This window comes from Rhodobium gokarnense (genome assembly GCF_025961475.1).
Classification (GTDB): domain Bacteria; phylum Pseudomonadota; class Alphaproteobacteria; order Rhizobiales; family Rhodobiaceae; genus Rhodobium; species Rhodobium gokarnense.
Map to the genome: position 1 here is coordinate 371,726 of NZ_JAOQNS010000003.1, position 20,980 is coordinate 392,705.

Sequence of the window (20,980 nt, forward strand, 5' to 3'; positions counted from 1 at the left end):
GCCTATCGCGCCCGGGCCCGACAAGAGATGATTGGACAAGAACCGTGACCGCACCCGTCAGCGAGACCGGAAAGACCCTTCGCGCCGCCGCCTCGGAACGCATCCTCATCCTCGACGGCGCCATGGGGACGATGATCCAGGGCTACCGCTTTTCCGAGGAGGATTACCGCGGTGCGCGCTTTGCCGACTGGCAGAGCGACGTCAAGGGCAACAACGACCTTTTGAACCTCACCCAGCCGGACGCCATCCGCGACATCCACCGCGCCTATATCGAGGCCGGCGCCGATATCCTTGAGACCAACACCTTTTCCTCCACGACAATCGCCCAGGCCGACTACGGCATGGAGGAACTGGCCTATGAGCTGAACGAGGCTGCCGCAAAGCTCGCCCGCGAGGCGATCGATAAGGCCCGCGCAGACGGCGTCACACGGCCGCTGTTCGTTGCCGGCGCGCTGGGGCCCACCAACCGCACCGCCTCCATCTCGCCGGACGTCAACGACCCCGGCTACCGCGCCGTCACCTTCGACGACCTCCGCAAGGCATACGGCGAGGCCGCCCGCGGCCTGATCGCCGGCGGCGCCGACATCCTCCTCGTCGAGACCATCTTCGACACGCTGAACGCCAAGGCCGCCCTCTTCGCCATCGACGAGGTCTGCGACGAGCTTGGGCTCGACGTTCCGGTAATGATCTCCGGGACCATCACCGACCTGTCCGGACGCACCCTCTCCGGCCAGACGCCGACCGCCTTCTGGCATTCGGTGCGCCACGCGAACCCGATCTCCATCGGCCTCAACTGCGCCCTCGGCGCCAAGGAAATGCGCGCCCATATCGACGAGCTGTCGCGCGTTGCCGACACCCTCGTCTGCGCCTATCCCAATGCCGGCCTGCCGAACGAATTCGGCGAGTACGACGAGAGCCCGCAGGCGATGTCGGACCTCGTCGGCGAGTTCGCGAAAAGCGGCCTCGTCAACATCCTCGGCGGCTGCTGCGGCACCACGCCGGACCACATCCGCGCCATTGCCGACGCCGTCAAGGGCATCGCCCCGCGCAAGCTCGCCGAGCCGCCGGCCCATCTGCGGCTGTCCGGCCTGGAACCCTTCACGCTCACGCCAGAGCTCAACTTCTTCAATGTCGGCGAGCGCACCAACGTCACCGGCTCGGCCAAGTTCAAGAAGCTGATCACCAATGGCGACTATGCGACGGCGCTCGACGTCGCCCGCGCCCAGGTGGAGAACGGCGCCCAGATCATCGACGTCAACATGGACGAGGGCCTGCTCGATTCCGAAAAGGCGATGACCACTTTCCTCAACCTGGTCGCCGCCGAGCCGGACATCGCCCGCGTCCCGGTGATGATCGACTCGTCGAAATGGTCGGTGATCGAGGCCGGCCTGAAATGCATCCAGGGCAAGGGCATCATCAACTCCATCTCCCTGAAGGAGGGCGAGGAGCCGTTCCTGAGACAGGCCCGCCTTGCCCGGCGCTACGGCGCCGCCGTCGTCGTCATGGCCTTCGACGAGGACGGCCAGGCCGACAGCTTCGAGCGCAAGACGGCAATCGCCAGGCGCTGCTACGACATCCTGACGAAAACCGTCGGCATGCCGCCGGAAGACATCATCTTCGACCCGAACGTCTTTGCCGTCGCCACCGGCATCGAGGAGCACGACAATTACGGCGTCGACTTCATCGAGGCGGCGCGCTGGATCCGTCAGAACCTGCCCGGCGCCCATGTCTCGGGCGGGCTCTCCAACCTCTCCTTCTCGTTCCGCGGCAACGAGCCGGTGCGCGAGGCCATGCACACCGTCTTCCTCTACTATGCCGTCGCCGCCGGCATGGACATGGGCATCGTCAATGCCGGCCAGCTCGGCGTCTATGACGACCTCGACCCGGAACTGCGCGACCTCGCCGAGGACGTCGTCCTCAACCGCCGCAAGGACGCCACCGAACGCCTCGTCGAGGCCGCCCCCCGCTTCAAGGGCGACGGCTCCGGCGCCAAGCGCACGGTCAATCTGGAATGGCGCGCGCTGCCCGTCGAAAAGCGGCTGGAACATGCGCTCGTTGCCGGCATCACCGACTACATCACCGAGGACACCGAGGAAGCCCGCCAGGCGGCGAGCCGCCCGCTCGACGTCATCGAGGGCCCGCTGATGTCCGGCATGAACGTCGTCGGCGACCTTTTCGGCGCCGGCAAGATGTTCCTGCCCCAGGTGGTGAAGTCGGCCCGTGTCATGAAGGCGGCGGTCGCCTACCTGACGCCGTACCTGGAAGAGGAAAAGCGGCTGGCCGGCGCCACCGGCAAAAGCTCCAACGGCAAGATCGTGCTGGCCACCGTCAAGGGCGACGTCCACGACATCGGCAAGAACATCGTCGGCGTCGTCCTCCAGTGCAACAATTTCGAGGTCGTCGATCTCGGCGTCATGGTGCCGGCCGACCGCATCCTGGAGGCCGCCGCCAGCGAGGAGGCCGACATCGTCGGCCTTTCCGGCCTCATCACGCCGTCCCTCGACGAGATGTGCCACGTCGCCGCCGAAATGCAGCGCCGCGACCTCGACCTGCCGCTCCTCATCGGCGGGGCGACCACCAGCCGCGTCCACACCGCCGTCAAGATCCACCCGAACTACACGGGCGGCCAGGCGATCTACGTGCCGGACGCCAGCCGCGCCGTCGGCGTCGTCTCGAAGCTCATGGGCTCGGGCCGAAAGGACTACTACAACGAGATCGGCACTGAGTATGCCGGCATCGCCGAGGGCCATTCGCGCGGCCGCGGCCGCCGTCCGCGTCTCTCGCTCAGCGACGCCCGCAAGAACCGGTTCGTCCCCGCCTTCACAGGCTACACGCCGCCGGCGCCGTCCTTCCTCGGCACCAAGGCGATCCACAACGTGCCGGTCGCCGACCTCATTCCCTATATCGACTGGACGCCGTTCTTTGCGACCTGGGAGATCACCGGCAGCTTCCCGCAGATCCTGGAGGACGACCGCCGCGGCGAAGCGGCGCGCGCGCTCTATGACGACGCCCAGAAGATGCTGGCAAAGATCGTCGAGGAGAAATGGCTGCAGGCCAACGGCGTCGTCGGCTTCTGGCCGGCCAACGCCTCCGGCGACGACATCGTCCTCTATTCCGACGACAGCCGGGGCGAGACCCGCGCCACGCTCTACACGCTTCGCCAGCAGATCGCCCGCCAGGGCGGACGCCAGGAGGAGCGCAAGAACACGGCCCTTGCAGACTTCGTCGCGCCGGCGGAATCCGGCACGCCGGACTATATCGGCGGCTTCGCGGTCACCTGCGGCCTTGGCGAGGCGGCCCGCTCCAAGGACTTCGAGGCGAGCGGCGACGACTACAACAAGATCCTCTTCCAGGCCCTTGCCGACCGGCTGGCGGAGGCGTTTGCCGAATATCTCCACGAGCATGTGCGCCGCGACTACTGGGGCTATGCGCCGGACGAGAGCCTCACCCAGGAAGAACGCATCGCCGAGGGCTATCGCGGCATCCGCCCCGCCCCCGGCTACCCGGCCCAGCCCGACCATACGGAGAAAGAAACCCTCTTCGATCTCCTCGACGCCACCGTGGCGACCGGCATCGAGCTCACGGAGAGCTTTGCCATGTGGCCGGCCTCCTCCGTCAGCGGGCTCTATCTCTCGCACCCCGACAGCCACTATTTCGGCGTCGGCAAGATCGAGCGCGACCAGGTCGAGGACTATGCAAGGCGCAAGGGCTGGTCGCTGGAAGAGGCCGAGCGGTGGCTGGCCCCGATCCTCAATTACGATCCGGCGGACGAGAACAAGGCAGCGGCGGAATAAAACCGCGGAAAACGAGGCATTTGCGGACAGTCATCGGCGACGACGGCCGCCGGCCGGGCGGCCGTCATGCCTGCCATTCGCGCGATCGGTAAAATCGCGCCGACCCCGGTAACCAAATTCCAATCCGCAATTGTCTATAGTGGGGTCGATCGGGGTCCCACTGTGCACATTGCGGAACGGCTTTATGGCGGGCGTCAGTCTTCTTGAGGAAATGACTCAGCTTGCGGCGCAGCCGTCGGACGAGAGCCGGCGCGCGCTCCTGAGGAACCTCACCGACCTGTTCGACGCCGAGACGCCGGAAGCGCGCGACCACACCAAAAACCTCTTTGAAGAAGTCGTCTCCCGTGTCATCGACGACGTCGCGGTGGAGATCCGCGCCGAGGTTTCCGAGCGCCTGTCGAAGATCGACCAGTCGCCGCGCAACCTGATGCTGCGACTTGCCAATGACGATGCGACGGTCGCCGCCCCGGTGCTGCGCAATTCGGAGGTACTGACCGACCAGGACCTCATCCGCATCGCCGAAAAGAAGGGCCAGGATCACCTGATGGCGATTTCCCGGCGCAAGGCCCTGTCGGAGCGGGTCACCGACATCCTCGTGGCCAGGGGCGAGACCCAGGTGCTCCATTCGGTGACGCGCAATGTCGGCGCACGGTTTTCCGAGGCGACCTTCGAGACCCTGATCGAACGCTCCGAGGGCGACGACGAGCTCCAGAGCAACATCGTGGAGCGCTCGGACCTCACCGAGCCGCTGGCCAACCGGCTGCGCCCGTTCCTGTCCGAAATGCTCAAGGAAAAGCTCAACGAGGCGCAGCTCAAGGCCAGCGACACCACCTTCAATGCGGCGGTCTCCTCCACCGTTCTGCGGGTCGAGAACAAGCTCAAGGCCCGCCAGCGGGCGCGCCTGGAAATCCGCGTCATGGCGGCCGAGGTCGAAAAGGGCGAGCGCGATCTCGGCACCACGGTCGAGGCGCTGTGCAAGGCCGACCGCGCCCTCGACGTCGCCAGCCTGATCCTGACGCTCTCCGACCTGCACGGCATCGACGCCACCAAGACGATCTTCAAGCGCGAGCCGGGCCCGATCGCGGTCCTGTGCAAGAACGCCGGCATCCCGACCAGGGCCTTTGCCGCCATCGTCCGCCTGCGCCGCAAGCGCCTGAAGCTCGACAACGCCGAATCCGCCAAGGAAGTCGCGCTCTACGAAGCGCTGAAAGAGACCGACGCCCGCCGCGCCGTCCATTTCCTGAAACTGAGGAATGCCAGCGCCTGAAGGCGTCGTACGCCAACGGGAAAATGCCTCAGTCCGGAATGTCGTCGACGCTGCCGACCACCGTCGCAAACCGGTCCGCAAGGCCGGCAAGGCTCGCGGCCTTCAGCGTCGCCGCCGGCACCACACCCTCGCCGGCCGGCCCCGGCAGATCGCGCGTCGCCGTCGCCTCGGCCGGGATGGTCACCCGGAAGCCCCGGTCCACCGCGGCCCGTGTCGTTGCGTCGACGCACATATGGTTCATGAAGCCGGTAATGATGAGGTTCCGGCACCCGCCGGCGGCAAGGCTGTCGGCAAGGTCGGTGTCCTGAAAGGAATTCGGCAGCGGCTTTTCATGCACCGGCTCGCCGTCCCGCGGCGCCACCTCCGCCATGATCGCGCCGCCCGGGCCGCTGCGGTCGAACGCACCGCCCGGCTGGCCGGCATGGGCGACGTGATGGACGGGCACGCCCGCCGCCCGCGCCCGCGCCAAGAGGCGCGCGATGGCGGCGACGGCCGGCGCGACGCCCTCCAGCGGCAGCAGGCCGGAGCGGTACTCCTCCTGCGCATCGATGATGATCAGAACGGATTCTGAAAGCCTGGACGGTGCGGCCGCAACACCGGCCATTTCCAGAAGGGTTTTCGGTGCCATCGGGCACTCCTTGGGCAGCAACGAACGGTCCGGCGAGCATAGCGCCTTCCGGCGAAAGTCCCATGACCGTTCTGCAGGAGAATTGCCGCGAGCGTCGCGATCCGCCGGATCAACTTGCTGTGCACCGCAACAAGACTTTTCACCGGCAAATTGTCGCATTGGGCGAATCGGATCGCTTGGTGGTTGCATTGGAAAGAGTTCCGGGCCGGGCGCCCGGCGGAGCCGCTCTGCGTGCTTTCCCGCGGCCGGCGAGTCGGGCGGATCGGAAATGGAAACGGGGCGCTGCGATCCGCAGCGCCCCGCATTGACTGTCACTCTTTTTCGGCAATCGAAGGTTTTTCGCCAACCTTCTGTTTTTTAGCCGTTTTTGCCGCCTTTCCGCTCTGGCGTTAGAGGGTACCCACGATAATTGCGGCGATGAAGACGAAAGCTCCGCTGATCATCAGCGCGTTCAAACTTCGTGTCATGCTCATCATTGGTCTCCCTTCTGCCAACACACCAATGATAATGCGGAATGACACGTAGCCGAAGAAAAAAAGTTTGTGCGCCGCAGAACTCGAACCAGCTGAGGTTGCGCGACCTGACGGGGTGTCCGTTGAAAAATCTTAATAAACTGTTTTTACATCGCAGATGAAAACCTGATAAAAAAAAACTTCCCAAAACCCTGCCGATCAATTGGAAATTAATTTCAAAACCAAAATAACGCCACAATTCAATTGCGGTTTTTACGATGTGTTCGCTCTAGTTGGCCGATTCGAACGATCATTTCAGAATAGATCTCATTTTAGACATCATTTTAACGGCGCCGCCATCTTGCCGCGCAATACTCGCCGGACTTGTGTCCCTCCATAACCAGGTGGCGTGACCGACGTGAGCAAGAACGCGGTTCTGAAGGAATATGAAACCCTCGCCGGCGAGACGGCGCCGGACGGCCGCCGACGGCTGCTGCGGCGCCTTGGCGACCTGTTCGGGGCCGGCAGCCTGGCGTCCAAGGCGACCTCCCGCGATCTCTTCGCCGATGTCGTCGGCCGCGTCCTGGAGGACGTTCCGGTCAAGGTCCGTTCCGAAGTCGCCCGGCGGCTGGCCGCGGACGACCAGGCACCCCACAAGCTGGTGCTGCGCCTTGCCGGCGACCAGATTGTCGTCGCCGACCCGCTCCTGCGCACTTCCATCGTGTTGACCGACGACGACCTCGTAAAGCTCGCCTCCGAGCAGTCCGTCGACCACCTGCTCGCCATTTCCCGGCGCCAGACGCTGTCGAAGGCGGTGACCGAAATCCTCGTCCAGCGCGGCGACCGTGCCGTCCTCCACGCGGTCACCGGCAATGATGGCGCGGAATTCTCCGAAGCCGCCTTCGACATGCTGGTGCGCTGCGCCGGCAACGACGAGGTACTCCAGGAAAACCTCGCCGCCCGCACCGACCTGACGGCCACCGTCGTCGAATGGCTGCGCCCGCTGTTGACCGAGGAACTGACGGTCCGGCTTGCCAAGGCGGACATCGCCGCCAGCCAGGACGGCCTCGACCGCCTCGTCATGGTCACCGCCAAGCGCATCGAAAACGAGCTGATGGAGGTGCGCCAGACGCGCATCGACGCCGGCATCATGGCCGACGACATCCGCAGCGGCCTCCGCGACCTCGATTCCGTCGTGGAATCCCTCGTCCGGGCCGACCGGGCGCTCGACATCGCGCTGGTCATCGAAGGCCTCAGCGAGGCCGAGGGGGTCGACGTCAGCCGCCTCATCTTCCGCAAGGAAAGCGGTCCCATCGCCGTCCTGTGCAAGGACATCGGCCTTGGCACCAAGGCGTTCATGGCCGTCGCCCGCCTGCGCGAAAGGCGCCTCAGGCGTCCGGCGCCTGTGACCCGCGCCGAAGTGGAACTTTATTCCCGCATGAGCCCAGAGGAAGCCCACCGGGCCATCCGCGTGCTCAAGGAACGCCGCAAGCCGGAAAAGCAGGCGAGCTAGCGCCCCCAAGCCGTCTGGCAATCTCATCCAACGGCAGGGACCGTCAGGACCGCGCCGCGATCACCCGTTCCAGCCACGCCGCGGCGGCGAGCGTCGTCCTGTCCGCCCGCACCGGGCCGACGATCTGCACACCGAGCGGCAGCCCCTTGTCGCTCGCGAGACCCGGCACGTTGACGGCCGGCGTTCCCATCAGCGTCCACAGCCGGTTGAAGATCGACGAGCCCGTGCTGCCGAGGCCTTCGGGCGCCGCGCCCGGCGCCGACGGCGTCAGAATGACGTCCACATCGGCGAACACCTTTCCCAGCCCGTGCCGGCCTGAGCGCGCCGTCGCCTGCGCCGCGTCATAGGCCTCCGGCGTAATCGCATCGCCGGCATCGAGCATCTCGCGCAGGATCGCGCTGAGCTCGTCGCTGTGATTGTCGCGCTCGTAAGAGAGCGCCAGATTGGCCTCGAAATCCTGGATCACCTGGTGCGCGGCAAAGGCGTCGGCATAGGTCCCTGCAAGCTGCAATGTCTCGACCCGCGCCCCGGCATCGGCGGCAAGCCGCGCCGCCTCGCCGACAGCGGCCCGCATCTCCCCGCTCGCCTCGTTCCACAGATGGGTTTCGACGACGCCGATCCGCGGCGGCGGAAGCTCCTCGCCGACAGTGAGGTCGCGCCCGGTGAGGAGAGCGGCAAAGAGCGCGGCGTCCACGACCCCGGCGCCGAACAGGCCGACCGTGTCGAGTGTCCAGGAAAACGTCTTCATGCCGACGGTCGGCAACAGGCCGAAGGTCGGCTTGTAGCCGGCGATACCGCAAAAGCTCGCCGGCCGCACCACCGAGCCGCCGGTCTGGGTGCCGACCGCGAGCGGCAGCATGCCGGCCGCCACCGCCGCCGCCGAGCCGGACGACGACCCACCCGGAGAGTGCGCCGGATTGCGGGGGTTCCGCGTCCGCCCGGCCTGCATGAAGGCGAACTCCGTCGTCACCGTCTTGCCGATCACCGTCGCCCCGGCCCGCCGGCACAGCGACACGATCGCCGCATCGGTCCGCGCCATGTGGCCGGCATAGATCGGCGAGCCGTAGGTGGACGGCATGTCGGCAGTATCGAAAATATCCTTGATGCCGACCGGCAGGCCGCAGAGCGCACCGCTCGCGGGCGGGCGCGCCGCGCCATGGTCGATCGCCTCGAAGGCGCCGATCAGCTCTTCCTCCGCATCGATGGTGTCGAACACCTGGGCGAGAACCTCGCCGATCCGGGTCTTGCCGGCGCGGATGTCGGCGACGAGTTTTGCAGCGGACAGCATGAGGGATCTCCAGAACGGCGGGGCGCCGAGGCTTTTCAGGCGACTCGGGCGCGTGCGGTTGACAGGCGATAGAACACGCTCACCATGGCAAAAGGCAAGGTGCATTGCGAGCCAGCCGGACCACCCGCAATACGTCAGAAAAGGCCGCGCCAGGCGCCCCTTTTCGGAAAGGAAACCGCCATGCGCGCAATGGTGCTGAGGGAGCAGGGCAAACCGCTTCAAGCCTGGAACCTGCCGACGCCGGAGCCGGGTCCGGGCCAGATCCTCGTCGAGGTCGCGGCCTGCGGCGTCTGCCGCACCGATCTGCACGTGGTCGACGGCGACCTGACACATCCGAAATTGCCGCTGGTGCCGGGGCACGAGATCGTCGGGTATGTCGTCGCCAAGGGCGCAGGCGTCGATCGCCATGCCGTCGGCGGCCGGGTCGGCATTCCCTGGCTCGGGTCGACCTGCGGCCACTGCCCCTATTGCGACGGCGGCCGGGAGAACCTCTGCGACGATCCCGGTTTCACCGGCTACACGCTCGACGGCGGCTACGCCACCCACGCCATCGCCGATGCCCGCTACGCCTTTGCCATTGAGGGGGACTACTCCGATGCCGAAGCAGCGCCCCTGCTCTGCGCCGGCCTCATCGGCCATCGCTCGCTGAAGATGGCCGGTCCGGAGGCGCGCACCGTCGGCATCTACGGCTTCGGCGCCGCCGCTCATATCGTTGCGCAGGTCGCACGCTACGAAGATCGCAAGGTGCTTGCCTTCACCCGGCCGGGCGACACGGACGCGATGGCCTTTGCCCGCGACATGGGCTGCGCCTGGGCCGGCGGATCGGACGAGCCGGCGCCGGAACCTCTCGATGCCGCGCTCATCTTCGCGCCCGTCGGAAGCCTCGTCCCGGCTGCGCTGAAGGCCGTCAAAAAGGGCGGCACCGTCGTCTGCGGTGGCATCCACATGTCGGATATTCCGGGATTCCCTTATTCCGATCTCTGGGAAGAACGGGTGATCCGCTCGGTCGCCAACTTGACGCGTGAGGACGCCGAGGAGTTCCTGGCGCTCGCCCCGAAGGCCGGGGTCAGGACGACGGTCGTCCCCTATCCGCTCGAGGAAGCGAATAGGGCGCTCGACGATTTGCGCGCCGGGCGCCTCAGCGGCGCCGCGGTGCTCATTCCGTGAGGCTGGCTGCTTCCGGGCGCGGGCCTATTTGCCTGCGCGCTTCGTTTCCGGATGGAGGCTCTTGCCGAGGATGTGCCGCGCCTCGCCGAGGGCGTGCGCACCCGATCCGACGATCAGCGGATCCGGGCCGCGAACGACCGAAGGATTCTTGTTCGGGTAGGGCAGCGACGACAGGAAGTGCTGCATGCAGTTGAGGCGGGCCCGCTTCTTGTCGTTCGACTTGACGATCACCCAGGGCGCATCGGCGGTGTCGGTATAGAAGAACATCGACTCCTTGGCCTCGGTGTAGTCGTCCCACTTGTCGAGCGAAGCGCGGTCCACGGGCGACAGCTTCCACTGCTTTAAGGGATCGGTCTCGCGCGCCTTGAAGCGCCGGCGCTGCTCTCCCTGTGAGACGGAAAACCAGTATTTGAAGAGCTGCACGCCGGAGCGCACCAGCATCTGTTCCAGGTCCGGGCAGGTCCGCATGAACTCCAGGTATTCGTTCGGCGAGCAGAACCCCATGACCCGTTCGACGCCGGCCCGGTTGTACCAGGAGCGGTCGAACAGCACGATCTCGCCGGCCGCCGGCAGGTGCTCGACATAGCGCTGGAAATACCACTGGGTCTTTTCCCGCTCGGTCGGTTTCGGCAGCGCGACGACGCGGGCGGCGCGCGGGTTCAAATGCTCCATGAACCTCTTGATGGTGCCGCCCTTGCCGGCCGCATCGCGGCCCTCGAACAGGATCACCACCTTCTGGCCGGTTTCCTCCACCCAGCGCTGGACCTTCAGGAGTTCCACCTGCAGCTCCGCCTTGTGTTCCTCGTAAGGCGCCCGGCGCAGCTTGCTCTTGTAGGGGTATTCGCCGGTCTCGAAGATGCGTTTGATCTCGAGCGGATCATGCCGCATCTCGGCGATGTGATGGGCCGGGTTCTCGAAAGCTGCGACCTTGGCCGCGCCCTTTTTCTTTCCAGCAGGTTTTTCCCGCGCGGTCGTGACCGGTTCGGTGTCCGGCAGGTCCGGAAGTGTGGTCACCACGTCATCTGCGATGGAAAAGCCCTGGCGGTCTTCGGAATCCTTCATGCCCGTCTCTCTTGTTTGCGCCCTGATTTTGTTTTGCCGGGTCATAATCCTCCATTTGAATTGAAATTGACCTAACCGAAAGGCTTCACGAAAAGTAAATGCTCGGAGCTGGCGGTCGCCAATAGTTCGAAAGGACTTATGCGGAGCGGGCAATCCTGGCATCGGGCCTGAAAAATATTTATCGGATACACGCGACCACCACGGCGGCGCATCGACGGCCACCTGATGCCGCAACGGTTACGGGACCCGCAGCGTTAATGAATCGTAATCGTTCTTTCACCAGACTGGCCCCATGCCGATCAGACACCCTTGGCGCCTATCTGCGGCGCTTCTCACCGCCCTTGCCCTGACCGCCTGCGCGGCGGGCATGATGGCCTTCGACGACAGCCGCGAGGAATGGCGCAGCCAGGCGGACCGGACCTGCCGCACCAGCGGCCGGGTCACGCCCTCGCCCTTCGTCACGCCGATGGAGCCGATCTTCGAAGAGGGCGAATGCGGCGCCGACGCGCCCTACAAGGTCACGGCCGCGGCCGACGGCTCCGTCGCTTTTTCCGTACCGGCGACCCTTGCCTGCCCGATGCTGCCGGCGCTCGACCGATGGCTGCAGACCGTCGTCCAGCCGGCGGCGGGCGAAAACCTCGACAGCAAGATCGTTTCCGTCGACGTCGCCGCCTCCTATGTCTGCCGCACCCGCAACAATAAGCCCGGGGCCAAGGTGTCGGAACACGCCTACGCCAACGCCATCGACATTTCCGCCTTCCGCACCGCCGACGGCCGCCGCGTCACCGTCGCCGACGGCTGGAAAGGTGCACCGCAAGAGGCCGCGTTCCTGAAAACCGTCCACGACAAGGCCTGCGGCCCCTTCAACACCGTGATCGGCCCCGACGGCGACCGGCACCACCAGGACCATTTCCACCTCGACCTCGCCCGTCGCGGCCGCAACGGCGACGGCAAGTTCTGCCAATGACCGGGCCGACGGCGGGTCGGTATGGCGGGTCTTTTCCGCCGCCCGGCCGGATGGGACCGAGCGGCGGTGCATTCAGAAACGTTTAACGCCGATGGACGTTTTCTGGACCTTTTCTTGCGAAATAATGATAAGTGACGCCGCTCCCCAATTGAGCCTCGGAGGTGATTCGCCATGACGGCCACGGCATCCGTCAGCAGCTCGTCGTCGGCCGGTATCAACGGCATCCTGTCGGGCATCAAATGGGGCGTGACGAGCCTCAGCTACAGCTTCCCGACGAGCCCGTCCTACTACGACTATTCCGGCGAAAAGAGTAACAATTTCGGCGTCTTCAACAGTGCGCAGAAGGCCGCTGTGAAGAATGCGCTGGCCGATTTCGCGGCCGCATCGAACCTGGCCTTTAACCAGGTCACCGAGACCGGCAGCACCGAGGCGACCCTGCGCTACGCCTTTTCCGATTCGCCGTCCGCCGCCTGGGCCTACTATCCGAGCACCGGAAGCTGGGGCGGCGATTCCTGGTACAACAAGTCGAACGGCTATTTTTCCGATTCCAGGATGGGCGGCTGGGCCTATTCGACCTACCTGCACGAGACCGGCCACGCCGTCGGCCTCAGCCATGGCCACGAGGGCGAGAGCGGCTTTCCCAAGATGCCGTCGAGCATCGATTCAACCGAATTCTCGGTGATGACCTACCGCGACTTCGTCGGCCAGAACCTCAACACCGATTTCGGCCCGGAAACCTGGGGCCACCCCCAGTCGCTGATGATGTACGACATCGCCGCCATCCAGCACATGTACGGCGCCAACTACGATTTCCGCAGCACCGACACCTTCTATCGCTGGGAGCCCGGCAGCGGCAGGACCTTCGTCAACGGCCAGAGCCAGGGAACGCCCGGCGCCAACCGCATCTTCCTGACGATCTGGGACGGCGGCGGCGAGGACACCTACTCCTTCACCAAATATTCCGACGACCTCAGGATCGACCTGCGGCCCGGCAAATGGACCACGACCAACAGCGAACAGACGGCGCTGATCGGCACCGAGGACGACGGCACCCAGCACTATGCCCGCGGCAACATCGCCAACGCCCTCCTCTACAAGGGCAACAAGGACTCGCTGATCGAGAACGCCTATGGCGGCAGCGGCGACGACGTCATCCAGGGCAATGCCGCCAAGAACGAGCTGAAGGGCAATGGCGGCGACGACCGGCTGTTCGGCTTCGGCGACAGCGACACGCTCGCCGGCGCCGGCGGCGACGATTTCCTGAAGGCGGGCGGCGGCGATGACCGGGTGTTCGGCGGCAAGCACGACGACACCCTGCTCGGCCAGGCCGGCAACGACCGGATGAGCGGCGGCGCCGGCGCCGACCGCCTGTTCGGGGCCGCCGGCAGCGACCACATGTCCGGCGGCAGCGGCCAGGATCTCCTCAACGCCAAGGCCGGCGCCGACACCCTGTTCGGCGGCAAGCACGACGATACTTTGTTCGGCGGATCGGGGAACGACTCGCTCAACGGCGGCAACGGCGTCGACCGCCTCGTCGGCGGCAGCGGCAACGATATCCTCGTCGGCGGAGCCGGAGCCGACGACTTCGTCTATGGCGGCAAGGCCGGCGCGGACGAAATCCGGGACTTCACCCCGAATGTCGACCACATCGACCTCAGCGCCTACAAGAGCCTCGACCACATCTCCGACCTGACCATCCGCAACGACCACGGCGATACGGTGATCGAATTCTTCAACACGACGATCGTGCTGGACGGCGTCGCAAAGAGCGCGCTCGACAACGACGATTTCATTTTCTGATCGGGTGGAGACGGCCGCAGCGCCGGTCCGGCGGGCGCCGGCACGCGGCGGCAAGCAGACAGGCGACCGCTGCCCGCGACATCTTTGCGTTGTAGCAAGGTTTTGCTGCAACAAACCTTAAACGAGCCCGCCTGCGGCGTTATGGTGGGTTTGCGACAGCGAATCGAGACGGCAGGGCTTCGGTAAGGCGAGCGAGTCCCTGGCACGAACAGAGAGCGGCGGTGCGGTGACGACGAAACGCCTCCTGCCCCGGAGATGATGCGGCATGACAGCAACGGCTTCCGTCAACAGCTCTTCCATGCAGGGCGTGAACGGCCTTCTTTCCGGCGTGAAATGGGGCGTCTACAATCTCACCTACAGCTTCCCGTCGAGCCCCGGCTATTACCATTATTCCTTCAACGGCGAAAAATATAATAATTTCAGCGCTTTCAACGCCACCCAGAAGGCCGCGGCGATCGATGCGCTGAAGCAGTACGATTCCGTCTCCCTTCTCGGGCTGCGGCTGATCAACGAGACCCGCGCCAGCGAAGCGACGCTGCGCTATGCCTTTTCCGACGCCCCGTCCGACGCCGGCGCAGGCGCCTGGGCCTATTATCCGAGCACTGGCACCTGGGGCGGCGATTCCTGGTACAGCAAGCCGGGCGGGCCTTTCGACGAGACCGACGTCGGCGGTTGGGCCTATCTCGCCTTCATGCACGAGAGCGGCCACGCCCTCGGCCTCAGCCACGGCCACCAGGGCGGCAACGGTTTTCCCGCGATGCCGCGCAGTCTCGATTCCTACGAGTTTACGGTGATGACCTACCGGTCATTCGTCGGCCAGAACTTCTACACCGACAGCGGCCCGGAAGACTGGGGCTACCCCCAGTCGCTGATGATGTACGACATCCGCGCCATCCAGCACATGTACGGCGCCGACTACACCCACAATTCCGGCAACACCCGCTATAGCTGGAACGAGGACACCGGCCGCATGTACATCAACGGCAGGGGCCAGGAAACGCCGGGCGCCAACCGCGTCTTCCTGACCATCTGGGACGGCGGCGGCAAGGATACCTACGACTTCGAGAACTACTCCTCAAACCTCCGCGTCAACCTCAACCCGGGCCAATGGACCAAGACCTCCGCCGAACAGACCGCGCTGCTCGGCGAGGACGACAACGGCACGCTGCACTACGCCCGCGGCAACATCGCCAATGCCCTGCGCTACCAGGGCAACGATGCCTCGCTGATCGAAAACGCCCTCGGCGGCAGCGGCGACGACCGCATCGTCGGCAACTCCCGGCACAACCTCTTGGTCGGCAACGAGGGCGACGACACCCTGCTCGGCAAGGGCGGCGACGACCGCCTCGTCGGCAAGGGCGGCGAAGACAAGCTGATGGGCTCCAATGGCGACGACAAGCTCATCGGCGGCGGATCGGACGACACCCTCGGCGGCGGCAAGCACGACGACCTGCTCTACGGCCAGAACGGCAACGACTTCATCGTTGCATCCAAGGGCTACGACAAGGCCGTCGGCGGCAACGGTGCCGACACCATCTTCGGCGGCAAGCACGACGACACCATCCTCGGCGGCAACGGCAATGACAGCCTCAGCGGCGACAGCCAGAGCGACAAGGTCTTCGGCAATGGCGGCAGCGATCGCATAACGGGCGACGGCGGCAACGACACCCTTGCCGGCGGCAGCGGCGCCGACACGCTCTACGGCGGCAGCCAGAACGACAAGCTCGCCGGCGGCGGCAACGGCGACATGCTGTTCGGCAACACCGGCAATGATACCCTTTACGGCAATAACGGCTACGACCAGCTGTTCGGCGGCAACGGCACCGATTTCCTCGTCGGCGGCAGCGGCGCCGATATCCTGACGGGCGGCGGCGGCAGCGACGTGCTCATCGGCGGACCCGGCAACGATACGCTTTCCGGCGGCGCCCGCGCCGACGACTTCGTCTTTGCCGGCAGGGCCGGCACCGACATGATCCTCGACTTCAAGCCGAACACCGACGAGATCGATCTCAGCGCCTACAAGACGCTCGACCACATCTCCGACCTGAGCATCACCAGCAGTGGCGGTGATACGACGATCAGCTTCTTCAAGACGACGATCATTCTGGAAGGTGTCGAGAAGGCCTCCCTCGACAACGGCGACTTCATTTTCGCCTGAAGCGCTCTACCGAAAAGTCGGCCGACTTCCGGCAAAGGAAACCACGCAAGGGCGCCGCTCTACTCGGCGCCCTTGTCTTTTCTGGCGTCGTCGCTCTTCAGGTCGCGCTCGATCTCGCGCATGACGCCGAGAAAGCCGCGAAACGCCTTCTCGGTGACGTCGAGCGCCTCCGTCACCGCCTTTTCGTCCTTCTCGGAGAGCTTCGGCGGATCGGTGAAGAAGCGCATCAGGTCTTCGCGCGACAGCGTCTTTTCCTTGTCCTTCACCGTATCGTCGCCGACCGCCTCAAGGCGGCGGCGGATCTCCGCGAGCCGGTCGGCAAGCGCCTTGTTCTCGGCCGACAGCCGGTCGATCTCCGCCTCGTAGGCGGCCCGCTCGTCGGCCGCGATCTGGCAGGTCCAGCCGCCCGAGACCTTTTCCCGGCAGGTCGAGACGTTCCCCGTCTCCTTGTCGATCCTGAGGATGCCGGTCGCCGTCTCCACGATGGTGAAGCGGTCGTCCGGCGTGCCGTCATAGTCCTCGGCCAGAACGCCGGACGAGAGCAGCAGCAGGGCCGCCGCGACCGCCGGCCCACAGAAACGTTTCACAGTCACCATCGCCATTCTCTCCCTCCCATGTCGGTGCTCCTCTCCGCACAAAGAGATAGGGCACCGGCATGACGAAAGGAGGGCGATGGCTCAGAGAGCGAACACCCTAGGGCGCGTAGGGATGGCGGCCGGAGACAATCGCCTCTTCCAGGAGATCCAGCCGGTCCTGGCCCCAGAACGGCTCGCCGCGCAGCACGTAGCAGGGCGAGCCGATGATCTCCAGGGCAACGCCGTCGGCCTGGTTCTGCTCGTAGATCGCCTTCACCGCATCGGACTTTGCCGCCGCCAGCAGCGCATGGGCGTCATGGCCGGCATCGGCCAGCATGCCCTCCACCACATGTTCGTCGGCGACATCCTTGTCATAGGCCCACATCGCCCGGAACGCCCGGTGCGAGAAGTCGGCCGGGCTCTCGCCCGCCTCCTGGATGGCGATCGCGGCGCAGTCGGCGAGCGTCGGCGCCGGATTGGCGAAGGCCGGCTGCAGGTTCAGCGGCAGGGCCCGCTTGTCGCGCCAGCGCTGCAGCTCGATCAGCCGGTAATGCCGGCGCGCCGGATGGCGCTTCGGCAGCGGCAGGCCGCCGGTCGCCTCGAACACCGGACCGAGGAAGACCGGTTTGTAGCGCACCCGGACCCCGTGCCGCGCCGTCATTTCGACGAAATGGTCGTGGCCGAGATAGGCCCAGGGCGAGCCATGGGTGTAGAAGTAGTCGACGGTGATTTCGGACATTGCCTGCGGTCCCCAGCAGCGTTTTTCCCGCCGCGGAGCCTCGCCCAGCCGGGAAGCGCCGTCAACGGGACCGATTGCACCATGCCGTGAAGACCCGATCGTCAGTCGAAGCTGCTGCCGTCCTTGCGAGTGAAGACGAAGCGGCCGTCCTCCTTGATCCCGGCAAGGTCGTCGTCGGGGTAGTTGGCGCGCTCGGTCGGGCTCCGCGTGCCGACCTCAAGGTAGAGGGCGGGCCTGTCGGAGCGGTTGACGAAATGGTGCCCGTTGGCAACGCCCGCCTTGAAGGTCGCCGCATCGCCCGCCGTCATCGGCGTCTCGCCATCGTCCTCGATCAGCACCACCTCGCCTTCGACGACGAAGACGAACTCGTCCTCGACCTGGTGCCAGTGCCGGAGCGCCGACATCGCGCCCGGATCGAGCCGGGTGAGGTTTGCGCCGAACTGGCTCAGCCCGCCGGCATCGCCGAGCCGCTTGCGCACGCGGCCCGCCACACGCTCGCGATAGGGCGAGGGATAGCTGCTGCCGCCCTGCCACTCCATCGCCTCGATATCCACCTTCGGCATTGCGTTCCGGCTCCTCTGATCAATCGACGGGCTTGGCCGTCGCGTCGGAATAGGGCGATCCGTCGCGGTGCAGGACGCGGTCGGTGCCGTTGACGATTTCCACGATGAGATCGTGCTCCGGATAGTGGCAGCGCTCGCCGATTGCCCTGGTGCCGACCTCCAGCATCACCGCCTCTTCCGCGCCGCGGTTCTCGATGTGGTGGCCGACGCCCGTTCCGGCCTTGAAGCCGGCCGCATCGCCCGGCCCGAGCGGCGTCTCGATGCCGCCCTCCACCAGCACCACGTCGCCGGCCAGCACGAAGACGAACTCGTCCTCGTTCTCATGCCAGTGGTTGAGCGAGGACCGCGCGCCGGGATCGACCCGGCACAGATTGACGCCGAACTGGGTGAGCCCGGCGGCATCGCCGAGCCGTGCCCGCGTGCGCCCGCCAAGCAGCTTGCCCAGCGCCCCGGAAAAGTCGGTCGGCAGCGCCGGCACCTTGACCACATCGATCTTCGGCATCTGAAAATCTCCTCTTGAGGAAACCGGCGGACCCCCGCCTTGCGCTCAGTTCTTGTCCGGCAGCGGATGCCCCGGCATCAGGTCGTAGGGATGCTTCCAGCCCGGCAGCGCTCGGATGCGGTCAAGCCAGGCCGTGACTGCGGGATAGGCGGAAAAATCGATACCGATCTCGTCGGGCCAGAACAGGTAGCCGCAGAGCGAGAAGTCCGCCGTCGTCGGCCGCTCGCCGGTGACGAATTCCCGCGTCGTCAATTGCGCGTCGAGGACGGCGAGAGCCCCCTTGGCACGACTTTCCAGAAACTCGATCACCGCCGGATCGCCGGACTTGGCGATGCTGCGCAGGAACCGCAGCGTCGCCACATAGCTGGTCAGCTTGTGATTGTCGAACAGCGTCCAGCGCAGGACCTCGCGCCGCTCGGCGTTGTCCACCGGCCGGTAGTTGCCGAGCGCCTCGGTCAGGTAGTCGAGGATGACCCCGGACTGGGAGAGCGTCACGTCGCCATGGACCAGAACCGGCACCTCGCCCATGACGTTGAGGGCGCGGTATTCCGGCGTCCGCGTCTCGCCGTTGAAGAAATCGACGAAGCGCGGCTCCCAGTCGGCGGCGGAAAGCTCCAGCATCAGTGCCGCCTTGTAGGCGTTGCCGGATTGCGCAAAGCAGTAAAGCGTGTAGTCCGCCAAGTGAGATCTCCTTGCTGGCTCTGTGGTGGGCCGCGGTGGCGCGTCAGCCATATTTGCGTTTCAGATAGGATTCGACGTCCTCCGGCGCGCGGCCTGTCAGCGCCTCGATGTCGTCGGTGACGAGGTCGAACTCGCCGGCGGCAACGGCCCGGTAGAGGCTGGCGAGCGCCGTCGGCAGATAGTCCGGCGCCTCCGGCTCCTCGCACAGCCGGGCGAAATCCTCCTCGCTCATCGGGTCATAAAGCACCGGCTTTCCGGTGACGTCGGAGATGATGCCGGCGATCTCCACGAAGCCTTGCGCCTTCGGCCCGGTCAGCCGGTAGAGCCGTCCGTTCGCCGCATCCGACAGCGCGCCCTGCGCGATCGCCTCGGCAAGGTCGTCGCGGGTGACATAGGCGACCCGCCCCTCGCCGGCCGGATAGGGGATGCGGCCCATCGCAACGATCTCCGGCACCCAGTCGGCGAGCGGGTCGAGATAGAGCCCGTCGCGCAGGATCGTCCAGTCCATGCCGCTCTGGCGCACCGTCGCCTCGGCGAACAGCATGAAGGGCGAGACCGTGAAGTGGGATTCCGGCGTCGCCGGCAGGAAGGAGGCGAACACGACCTTGGCGACACATGCCTCGCGCGCGGCGGTCAGCGCGTCGTAATGCTGGCGCACCCGGTCGACGACCGGCGCGGAGGTCGGAACCAGGACCGCCGTGTCGCAGCCCTCAAAGGCGATGCGCATCAGCGTCGGATCGTCATAGTCGAACCGCCGCGCCTCGGCGCCGCGCACCCGGAGCGGCTCGATCCGCTCCAGCCGCCGCGCGCCGGCAACGACCGCAACGCCGGCATCGAGGAGATGGCCGGCAATGCGCCCGCCGAGCGCGCCGGATGCTCCCGATACGAACACTTTCCTGGTCATGGAACAGCCCCCACGGCGGGTTTGGTGTCAGGACCCGCAGTCTAGCGGGCACGCCGGTGGGGAACAAATTCAATTGCGCCGACGACGCGGCGATGACGGCTCAGCCGGCGCGCGATTCCCGCTCGCGCACCATGCCGGAGACGATCTCCACGGTGCGGCCGAGCTCCTCGATCGCCTGCTCGATATCGCGCTTCTGGGCCTCCAGATGGGCGATCTGCTCCTGGAACCGGTCGAGGGCCGCGCGCATCTGCGAGACCTCGCCGTCGCGCAGATCGTAGAGGCCGAGCATGTTGCGGATTTCCTCCAGTGAAAACCCGACCCGCTTGCCCATCAGGACGAGCTTCAGGCGTGCCCGGTCGCGCCGGCTGTAGAGCCGTGTGGTGCCGCGCCGCCGGGGATTGATCAGCCCCTTGTCCTCGTAGAAGCGCAGCGTCCTCAGCGTCACGTCGAATTCGCGCGCCAGTTCGCCGATCGTGTAGTGGGTCTTGTTGCCATCATCGTGGACGGCCCGGTCGGCGACCGTATTCCTGTCGTCCCGTGCGCTCGCACTGTCGTCTCGCGCCATCTCGTTATTTCCTCGCTGTCGCAAAGCCCCCGCCTTTGCAAGCGGACAAACTAAATTCCGTATACGTAAGCGTCAAGCAACCGCAGCGGTCGCTATACGTCGCATCCTTCGGGCGGAGGCGACGCGCCGTCCCGGAACGGAACGCCGCGGTGAGCGACCGTTAAGGCCTGTTACCGGTTTATGCATTTACCGATGGAGGGTTAACGGGTTGTTTACCCTAAATCGCGCAAATTCGGCCGGAACGCATTGACATTCCGCCACTCCGCCAGGTGCGGTTCCCGCCACTGGCGTTCCGGGAATCCGGGGGAGCCCGTGGCGGAGGGAATCCGAAGACCAACGATGGGGTCCGCCTTGA

Annotated in this window: 17 protein-coding genes; 7 read left to right on the forward strand and 10 right to left on the reverse strand. The window is 65.8% G+C overall.

Features of this window, described 5'->3' with window-relative positions; all coding sequences use genetic code 11:
• Positions 1–44 precede the first annotated feature (44 nt).
• Complete coding sequence (gene metH, locus M2319_RS06960) at positions 45–3,794, forward strand: methionine synthase (RefSeq protein WP_264600718.1); 3,750 nt, start codon at positions 45–47, stop codon at positions 3,792–3,794.
• A gap of 184 nt (positions 3,795–3,978) precedes the next feature.
• Positions 3,979–5,061, forward strand: a complete 1,083-nt coding sequence (locus M2319_RS06965; protein WP_264600719.1) for a DUF2336 domain-containing protein — start codon at positions 3,979–3,981, stop codon at positions 5,059–5,061.
• Between the two features lie 28 nt (positions 5,062–5,089).
• Here M2319_RS06965 and M2319_RS06970 read toward each other — a convergent pair whose 3' ends face one another.
• Positions 5,090–5,689: an isochorismatase family protein gene (locus M2319_RS06970; RefSeq protein ID WP_264600720.1), complete on the reverse strand. Its 600-nt coding sequence runs from the start codon at positions 5,687–5,689 to the stop codon at positions 5,090–5,092.
• Positions 5,690–6,559: 870 nt separating this feature from the next.
• Between M2319_RS06970 and M2319_RS06975 the strand changes: the two genes are divergently transcribed.
• Positions 6,560–7,654, forward strand: coding sequence for a DUF2336 domain-containing protein (locus tag M2319_RS06975; RefSeq protein ID WP_264600721.1), 1,095 nt, complete (start codon positions 6,560–6,562; stop codon positions 7,652–7,654).
• A 43-nt stretch (positions 7,655–7,697) separates the two neighbouring features.
• Here the strand turns inward: M2319_RS06975 and M2319_RS06980 are convergent, their stop codons facing one another.
• Positions 7,698–8,942 (reverse strand): amidase, encoded by a 1,245-nt coding sequence (locus M2319_RS06980; RefSeq protein WP_264600722.1) that lies wholly within the window; start codon positions 8,940–8,942, stop codon positions 7,698–7,700.
• Positions 8,943–9,122: 180 nt separating this feature from the next.
• Here M2319_RS06980 and M2319_RS06985 point away from each other — a divergent pair, with 180 nt between their 5' ends.
• Complete coding sequence (locus M2319_RS06985; protein WP_264600723.1) at positions 9,123–10,109, forward strand: zinc-dependent alcohol dehydrogenase family protein; 987 nt, start codon at positions 9,123–9,125, stop codon at positions 10,107–10,109.
• A 24-nt stretch (positions 10,110–10,133) separates the two neighbouring features.
• On the opposite strand, the gene ppk2 is transcribed toward M2319_RS06985, so the two are convergent.
• Positions 10,134–11,171, reverse strand: coding sequence for a polyphosphate kinase 2 (ppk2, locus tag M2319_RS06990; RefSeq protein ID WP_264600724.1), 1,038 nt, complete (start codon positions 11,169–11,171; stop codon positions 10,134–10,136).
• Positions 11,172–11,463: 292 nt separating this feature from the next.
• On the opposite strand from ppk2, the gene M2319_RS06995 reads away from it, so the two are divergent.
• The 3 genes from M2319_RS06995 to M2319_RS07005 all read left to right on the forward strand — a co-directional run bounded on the left by M2319_RS06995 (position 11,464) and on the right by M2319_RS07005 (position 16,096).
• On the forward strand, positions 11,464–12,138 hold the full coding sequence (locus M2319_RS06995) for an extensin-like domain-containing protein (RefSeq protein WP_264600725.1): 675 nt from the start codon (positions 11,464–11,466) through the stop codon (positions 12,136–12,138).
• 171 nt (positions 12,139–12,309) lie between these two features.
• A complete protein-coding gene (locus M2319_RS07000) occupies positions 12,310–13,938 on the forward strand; it encodes a M10 family metallopeptidase (protein WP_264600726.1) in 1,629 nt (542 codons plus the stop codon).
• A gap of 265 nt (positions 13,939–14,203) precedes the next feature.
• Positions 14,204–16,096, forward strand: a complete 1,893-nt coding sequence (locus M2319_RS07005) for a M10 family metallopeptidase (protein WP_264600727.1) — start codon at positions 14,204–14,206, stop codon at positions 16,094–16,096.
• A 59-nt stretch (positions 16,097–16,155) separates the two neighbouring features.
• Here M2319_RS07005 and M2319_RS07010 read toward each other — a convergent pair whose 3' ends face one another.
• The 7 genes from M2319_RS07010 to M2319_RS07040 form a co-directional block, all read right to left on the reverse strand.
• On the reverse strand, positions 16,156–16,698 hold the full coding sequence (locus M2319_RS07010) for a hypothetical protein (RefSeq protein ID WP_264600728.1): 543 nt from the start codon (positions 16,696–16,698) through the stop codon (positions 16,156–16,158).
• 91 nt (positions 16,699–16,789) lie between these two features.
• Positions 16,790–17,410 (reverse strand): 2-hydroxychromene-2-carboxylate isomerase, encoded by a 621-nt coding sequence (locus tag M2319_RS07015; protein ID WP_264600729.1) that lies wholly within the window; start codon positions 17,408–17,410, stop codon positions 16,790–16,792.
• A 101-nt stretch (positions 17,411–17,511) separates the two neighbouring features.
• On the reverse strand, positions 17,512–17,973 hold the full coding sequence (locus M2319_RS07020; RefSeq protein WP_264600730.1) for a cupin domain-containing protein: 462 nt from the start codon (positions 17,971–17,973) through the stop codon (positions 17,512–17,514).
• A gap of 19 nt (positions 17,974–17,992) precedes the next feature.
• Complete coding sequence (locus M2319_RS07025) at positions 17,993–18,475, reverse strand: cupin domain-containing protein (RefSeq protein WP_264600731.1); 483 nt, start codon at positions 18,473–18,475, stop codon at positions 17,993–17,995.
• Positions 18,476–18,520: 45 nt separating this feature from the next.
• Positions 18,521–19,156 carry a glutathione S-transferase family protein gene (locus M2319_RS07030; protein WP_264600732.1) on the reverse strand — a complete coding sequence of 212 codons (636 nt, stop codon included), beginning with the start codon at positions 19,154–19,156 and terminating at the stop codon, positions 18,521–18,523.
• Positions 19,157–19,199: 43 nt separating this feature from the next.
• Positions 19,200–20,060 (reverse strand): SDR family oxidoreductase, encoded by an 861-nt coding sequence (locus tag M2319_RS07035; RefSeq protein ID WP_264600733.1) that lies wholly within the window; start codon positions 20,058–20,060, stop codon positions 19,200–19,202.
• A 100-nt stretch (positions 20,061–20,160) separates the two neighbouring features.
• The gene (locus M2319_RS07040) at positions 20,161–20,625 is read right to left on the reverse strand and encodes a MerR family transcriptional regulator (RefSeq protein ID WP_264600734.1); all 465 of its coding nucleotides are present in this window, start codon (positions 20,623–20,625) and stop codon (positions 20,161–20,163) included.
• Positions 20,626–20,980 lie beyond the last annotated feature (355 nt).